Below are 5,799 nucleotides of genomic sequence, written 5' to 3' on the forward strand. Positions count from 1 at the left end.
CGGGGGGGCCAATCTGTTAAGGCCTCGCGGGGACCGTTTGGGCGGCGTTTGCGGGCACCTGATCGGGGGCACCATCTGTACACCCTGACATGGCCAATTTGGACACCCTGTGCGCTTCTGAGGGGATGGACCTTCGGTCTCTCGCTGCGCACACCTCAGGCGGTGTGGCCCCCTCGCACAGCGGGCAATCGGATGCGATCTAGCGTGAGTCGCGGATGCGTCTGCGGCGTCGAGGAGACCCGTCCAATGATCAGGAAGGCTTCAAGCGGGGTTGGTCAGCATGGGGCGGTCAGCATGGTCAGAATGACCAGGTAAGTCCTTGATTTCACTAGTATATGTGAAATTGGTGGAGCCAAGGGGAGTCGAACCCCTGACCTCTTGAATGCCATTCAAGCGCTCTCCCAACTGAGCTATGGCCCCACCTGAGGTCCGCAAGGCGCTGCGCGTCTTGCGTGGGGGGTCTATACGGGGAGCCCGCGACCGGCGCAAGAGGAATTTCCGCCCCCTTGCGGAAAAATTTCATCGCCCGCCAGCCCCCGGCATCTGGCCCCGAAAATGGCCTCTGCCGCAAACGCACAAGGGCGCGAAGCTTGCTTCGCGCCCGTCCCGGTTCCCGAACCCGCAGCGGTTTTGCTGCTCAGCTCTCATCCTCGCTGCCCGCGACATCGGCGATGTCGTCAAGCGAGACGTTGTCGTCCTCGTCATCCTCGAGCAGATCGTCGTCGAGATCCACGTCGCCGCCATCTTCGTCGAGATCATCATCGGCGAGATCATCAACGTCGATTTCGGCCTCGCGCGGCGCCGCCTTGTCGGCGACCATCACACGACCGCGGCCCGCGGCAGTCAGGCTCTCGAGCGTGAAGCTGTTGCCGCACACCGGGCAGGTCATCGGATCTTTCGTCAGATCGTAAAACCGGCTCGCGCAATGCGGGCAGAGGCGCTTGACGCCCCATTCCTCTTTCGGCATGGAAATCTCCTGGCAAGCTCTTACGCACAGAGTCGAGGCCGATTGCCACAACCGCCGCGGGGTGTCAAAGCCTTTTCGCGACATGTCGAGCGAAGCGAAGCGAGAATGAGCGAAACTCCGATCCTGCTGCCCGAACTGGGGGATGTTGCGCTGCATCTGCGCCGGTCGGCGCGGGCGCGGCGATTCTCGCTGCGGGTGAGCCGCATCGACGGCAGCGTCACGCTCACCCTGCCCGCGCGGGCGCGTCTTGCCGAAGCCCTCGCCTTTGCCCGCGCGCAAAGCGCGTGGCTGCAGGCTGCGCTCGATAAACTGCCGCAAAGGCACTGCCCCGGCTTTGGCGATACCCTGCCCTTCGAGGGGCGCGCGCTGCGGATCGAACCGGCGGCGCTGCGCGCACCGCGCGTAGAGGCAGATTGTCTGCTGGTGCCCCCCGGCGAAGAGCGGCTCGGCGCCCGGCTCGAAGCCTTCCTGAAGCATTGCGCGCGCATGCGCCTGCAGGAGGCCAGCGAGCGCCATGCCCGCGCGCTGGGGCGGCCGTTTCGCCGCATCACCCTGCGCGACACACGTTCGCGCTGGGGCTCCTGCGCCGCGGATGGCTCACTGAGCTACTCTTGGCGGCTGATCATGGCGCCGCCCGAGGTGCTCGATTACGTCGCCGCCCATGAAGTTGCCCATCTGGCAGAGATGAACCACTCCCCGGCCTTTTGGGCGGTCGTGGCGCGGCTTATGCCGGAATATGCGCCCCACCGCGCCTGGCTGAAACGGCATGGCGCCGAATTGCAGGCGATTCGGCTGCGGGACGGTGGCGGGGCGGCTGTGCCGCATTGACGGAAGGCGCTTTTGTGATCACAAGAGCGCATGAGCGACATCAAGCCCCGCCCTGCGCCGCGCCCCGCGGCTGATACGGCCGCGCATGACCGGCTTTACCGCACGCTGCGCCAGCAAATTCTGGTGGGCGAGCTTGCGCCCGGGCAGGCGCTGACGCTGCGCGGCCTTGGCAAGCAATTCGGCCTTTCGATGACACCGGTGCGCGAGGCACTGCGGCGGCTGGTGGCGGAGGGGGCGCTGACGCTCTCCTCCTCGGGGCGCGTGGCGACACCGGAACTCACCAATGAGCGGATCGAGGAGCTTGCCGCGCTGCGCGCGCTGATCGAGCCGGAGCTTGCCTCCCGCGCGCTTCCGCGGGCGCACCTTGCGCTGATCGACCGGCTCTCGGCGATCAATACCGCGAATGCGGAGGCCGTGGCCAAGCGCGATTCCGTCGCCTATATCCGCACCAATCTGGAATTTCACCGCACGCTTTACCTGCGCGCGCAGGCGCCTGCGATGCTCGCCATTCTGGAAACGGTCTGGCTGCAGCTGGGGCCGACGATGCGCGGCCTCTATGAACGGGTACCAAGGGTCGAGCCGCCGCGCCATCACAGGCTCATTCTCGCCGCTCTGCGCGCAGGCGACGAGCCGGGGCTCCGGCTTGCTGTGCGCACGGATGTCACGCAGGGGCTGCGGCACCTGATCGGCTAGGCGGAAAGCGGCACGGACCCTTTGGCCCCGCCGCAACCGGATGCGGGTCAGGCGGCGTAATATTCGAACATCTGTTCGATTTCGGTCTCTTCAACCGCGGCAGCCGGACCACGCAGCGGCGTGTAATAGGCCCAGGCCGCTTCCAGAACGGCGAGCGCTTCAGCCGCTTTTTCGCTTTCGGACTTTTTGCGGAAGGTGACAATCTTCGACATGGAACTCTCCTGATTACGCAAGCCTCCCGCCCGCGCTTATAGGTGACATTCCGTCGCAGCACCCATGCTAATGCTGCAATCGCGATATGCAATTTCTGCGCCGCGGCGTTAACGCAATCACAGCTCTCGAAAAAAAGGCCCCGGCAGTGCCGGGGCCCCGAAATGACAGGTCTTGCAGGCGCCTCAGACGTGGCGGCTGACCATGAGCTTTTTGATCTCGGCAATCGCCTTGGCCGGGTTCAGCCCTTTCGGGCAGGTTTTGGTGCAGTTCATGATCGTGTGGCAGCGATAAAGCTTGAACGGGTCTTCGAGCGCGTCGAGCCGCTCGCCCGTCGCCTCGTCGCGGCTGTCGATGATCCAGCGATAGGCATGAAGCAGCGCCGCCGGGCCGAGGTAGCGATCCGAGTTCCACCAGTAGCTCGGGCAGGAGGTGGAGCAAGACGCGCACATCACGCATTCATAAAGCCCGTCGAGTTTCTTGCGATCCTCGATCGACTGGCGCCATTCCTTCTCGGGCCGGTTCGTCTTGGTTTGCAAGAACGGCATGATCGAGGCGTGCTGGGCGTAGAAATGCGTCAGATCCGGCACCAGATCCTTCACCACCGGCATATGCGGCAGCGGGTAGATCTTCACATCGCCCTTCACCTCATCAAGCCCGTAGATGCAGGCCAGCGTGTTGATGCCGTCGATGTTCATCGCGCAGGAGCCGCAGATCCCCTCGCGGCAGGAGCGCCGGAAGGTCAGCGTCGGGTCGATCTCGTTCTTGATCTTCAAAAGCGCATCAAGAACCATCGGGCCACAGCGGTCCATGTCGAGGAAATAGGTGTCCACCCGCGGGTTTTCGCCGGTGTCCGGGTCCCAGCGGTAAATCATGAACTTGCGGACGTTCTTCGCGCCCTCGGGCCGCGGCCAGGTCTTGCCGACGCGGATCTTCGAATTCTTGGGAAGCGTGAACTGAACCATGGTTTATCCCTTCCAGTCGGTTCGGGCGAGACACGGCCGCGTCGGCAGGCGACCGCTTTGGCAGGACAGAGGGCGGCCGGGCAGGCCCGCGCGCGCGGGGGAGCACCCCGCCGCGCAAGGCGCATATGCACCGGCCCGGGCCATCAGAAGGTGCGCGCTTTCGGCGCGATCAGCGTCATCGAGATGCCGCCTTCGGCCTCGGTGGTGAGCGGCTCGGTGATCACCGGGCGGTAGCTCAGATCGACCTTGGCGCCTTCGACCCGTGCCACCGAGTGGACACGCCAGTTTTCGTCGTCGCGCGTGGTGTGGTCTTCCGAGGCATGGGCGCCGCGGCTTTCCTTGCGCGCCTCGGCGGCCACGATCGTGGCAAGCGCGTTCGGCATCAGGTTGGTGAGCTCGAGCGTTTCCATCAGATCGCTGTTCCAGATCAGCGAGCGGTCGGTAACCTTCAGATCGCCCATCTTGGCGGCGATCTTGGTCATGTTCTCCACGCCTTCGGCCAGCGTCTTGTCGGTGCGGAACACCGCCGCATCGGCCTGCATCGTGCGCTGCATCTCGAGGCGCAGCTCCGCCGTCGGGATTGGCCCCTTGGCGTTGCGCAGCCCGTCAAACCGGTCAAAGCACTTGTCGACCGAGGCCTTGCTATATTCGGCCGGGCGCGCGTTGCGGTCGACCACCTCGCCCGCGCGGATCGCCGCAGCACGGCCAAAGACCACAAGGTCAATGAGCGAGTTCGAGCCAAGCCGGTTCGCGCCATGCACCGAAGCACAGCCCGCCTCGCCCACCGCCATCAGCCCCGGCACGATCGCGGTCGGGTTCTCGGCGGTCGGGTTGAGCACTTCGCCCCAGTAGTTGGTCGGAATGCCGCCCATGTTGTAGTGCACCGTCGGCAACACCGGGATCGGCTCCTTGGTCACATCGACGCCGGCAAAGATCTTCGCCGATTCCGAGATCCCCGGCAGCCGCTCGGCCAGCGCCTCTTTGGGCAGGTGCGAGAGGTTGAGGAAGATGTGGTCCTTGTGCTCGCCCACGCCGCGGCCTTCGCGGATCTCAAGCGTCATGCAGCGCGAGACATAGTCGCGCGGCGCGAGGTCTTTGTAATGGGGCGCATAACGCTCCATGAACCGCTCGCCCTCGGAGTTGGTGAGATAACCGCCCTCGCCGCGCACGCCCTCAGTGATCAGGCAGCCCGAGCCGTAGATCCCGGTCGGGTGGAACTGCACGAACTCCATGTCTTGCAGCGGCAGGCCCGCGCGCGCCACCATGCCGCCACCGTCGCCGGTGCAGGTATGCGCCGAAGTGGCGGAGAAATAGGCCCGGCCATACCCGCCCGTGGCCAGCACCACCGTCTTCGCATTGAAGACATGCATCGTGCCGTCATCGAGCTTCCAGCAGACCACGCCCTGACAGACGCCGTCTTCCGACATGATCAGATCAAGCGCGAAATATTCGATGAAGAATTCCGCGTTGTTCTTGAGCGATTGGCCGTAGAGCGTGTGCAGGATCGCGTGCCCGGTGCGGTCGGCGGCGGCGCAGGTGCGTTGCACCGGCGGGCCTTCGCCAAATTCGGTGGTGTGGCCGCCGAACGGGCGTTGATAGATCTTGCCCTCTTCGGTGCGCGAGAACGGCACGCCGTAATGCTCCAGCTCGTAAACCGCCGCCGGGGCGGAACGGGCGAGATATTCCATCGCATCGGTGTCGCCCAGCCAGTCCGAGCCTTTCACCGTGTCATACATGTGCCACTGCCAGCTGTCCGGGCCCATGTTGCCAAGCGAGGCGGCGATGCCGCCCTGCGCGGCCACGGTATGCGAGCGGGTCGGGAAAACCTTGGTGACGCAGGCGGTGCGCAGCCCCTGTTCGGCCATGCCCAGCGTGGCCCGCAGGCCCGCGCCGCCGGCACCGACCACCACGACGTCGTAGTTATGCGTCTCGTAAGTGTAGGAAGCCATCTGTCCTGCCTCTTATTGGTTCAGCATCTGCGCGGCGGTGCTCATGAACACCATCTTGCCCAGCGCATAAAGCACCATCGCCGTGACCAGGTAGGACAGCGAATAAACGGTGATCACCAGCGCCTTGCGCACGGAGCCGGCGGTGTAATCCTCCAGCATCACCTGCGCGCCCTTGGCAAAGTGGCGC

6 protein-coding genes and 1 tRNA gene are annotated in these 5,799 nt (G+C 64.9%); 2 read left to right on the top strand and 5 right to left on the bottom strand.

From position 1 onward, the window contains the following. Nucleotides 1-344 precede the first annotated feature (344 nt). Nucleotides 345-420: transfer RNA gene (locus ACFSM0_RS00740), tRNA-Ala, on the bottom strand. Between the two features lie 217 nt (nucleotides 421-637). Continuing rightward, the gene (locus tag ACFSM0_RS00745) at nucleotides 638-967 is read right to left on the bottom strand and encodes a TIGR02300 family protein (protein WP_377385712.1); all 330 of its coding nucleotides are present in this window, start codon (nucleotides 965-967) and stop codon (nucleotides 638-640) included. 105 nt (nucleotides 968-1,072) lie between these two features. Here ACFSM0_RS00745 and ACFSM0_RS00750 point away from each other — a divergent pair, with 105 nt between their 5' ends. Together ACFSM0_RS00750 and ACFSM0_RS00755 are read left to right on the top strand one after the other, a co-directional pair. Further along, nucleotides 1,073-1,795, top strand: a complete 723-nt coding sequence (locus ACFSM0_RS00750; RefSeq protein ID WP_377385715.1) for a M48 family metallopeptidase — start codon at nucleotides 1,073-1,075, stop codon at nucleotides 1,793-1,795. 30 nt (nucleotides 1,796-1,825) lie between these two features. Next, the gene (locus ACFSM0_RS00755; protein WP_377385717.1) at nucleotides 1,826-2,488 is read left to right on the top strand and encodes a GntR family transcriptional regulator; all 663 of its coding nucleotides are present in this window, start codon (nucleotides 1,826-1,828) and stop codon (nucleotides 2,486-2,488) included. Between the two features lie 47 nt (nucleotides 2,489-2,535). Here the strand turns inward: ACFSM0_RS00755 and ACFSM0_RS00760 are convergent, their stop codons facing one another. The 3 genes from ACFSM0_RS00760 to sdhA all read right to left on the bottom strand — a co-directional run bounded on the left by ACFSM0_RS00760 (nucleotide 2,536) and on the right by sdhA (nucleotide 5,612). Further along, complete coding sequence (locus ACFSM0_RS00760; RefSeq protein WP_377385719.1) at nucleotides 2,536-2,700, bottom strand: hypothetical protein; 165 nt, start codon at nucleotides 2,698-2,700, stop codon at nucleotides 2,536-2,538. Between the two features lie 183 nt (nucleotides 2,701-2,883). Then, nucleotides 2,884-3,663 carry a succinate dehydrogenase iron-sulfur subunit gene (locus ACFSM0_RS00765; RefSeq protein ID WP_377385722.1) on the bottom strand — a complete coding sequence of 260 codons (780 nt, stop codon included), beginning with the start codon at nucleotides 3,661-3,663 and terminating at the stop codon, nucleotides 2,884-2,886. A gap of 143 nt (nucleotides 3,664-3,806) precedes the next feature. Then, nucleotides 3,807-5,612, bottom strand: a complete 1,806-nt coding sequence (sdhA, locus tag ACFSM0_RS00770; protein WP_377385724.1) for a succinate dehydrogenase flavoprotein subunit — start codon at nucleotides 5,610-5,612, stop codon at nucleotides 3,807-3,809. Nucleotides 5,613-5,799 lie beyond the last annotated feature (187 nt).

Source organism: Rhodobacter lacus, from assembly GCF_042683065.1.
Taxonomy (GTDB): domain Bacteria; phylum Pseudomonadota; class Alphaproteobacteria; order Rhodobacterales; family Rhodobacteraceae; genus Rhodobacter; species Rhodobacter lacus.

What these genes read in the sequence shown, in the direction of transcription:
- ACFSM0_RS00745 (WP_377385712.1), bottom strand. Translation starts at nt 967, where the DNA reads ATGCCGAAAGAGGAATGGGGCGTCAAGCGCCTCTGCCCGCATTGCGCG.
- sdhA (WP_377385724.1), bottom strand. Translation starts at nt 5,612, where the DNA reads ATGGCTTCCTACACTTACGAGACGCATAACTACGACGTCGTGGTGGTC.
- ACFSM0_RS00750 (WP_377385715.1), top strand. Translation starts at nt 1,073, where the DNA reads ATGAGCGAAACTCCGATCCTGCTGCCCGAACTGGGGGATGTTGCGCTG.
- ACFSM0_RS00755 (WP_377385717.1), top strand. Translation starts at nt 1,826, where the DNA reads ATGAGCGACATCAAGCCCCGCCCTGCGCCGCGCCCCGCGGCTGATACG.
- ACFSM0_RS00765 (WP_377385722.1), bottom strand. Translation starts at nt 3,663, where the DNA reads ATGGTTCAGTTCACGCTTCCCAAGAATTCGAAGATCCGCGTCGGCAAG.
- ACFSM0_RS00760 (WP_377385719.1), bottom strand. Translation starts at nt 2,700, where the DNA reads ATGTCGAAGATTGTCACCTTCCGCAAAAAGTCCGAAAGCGAAAAAGCG.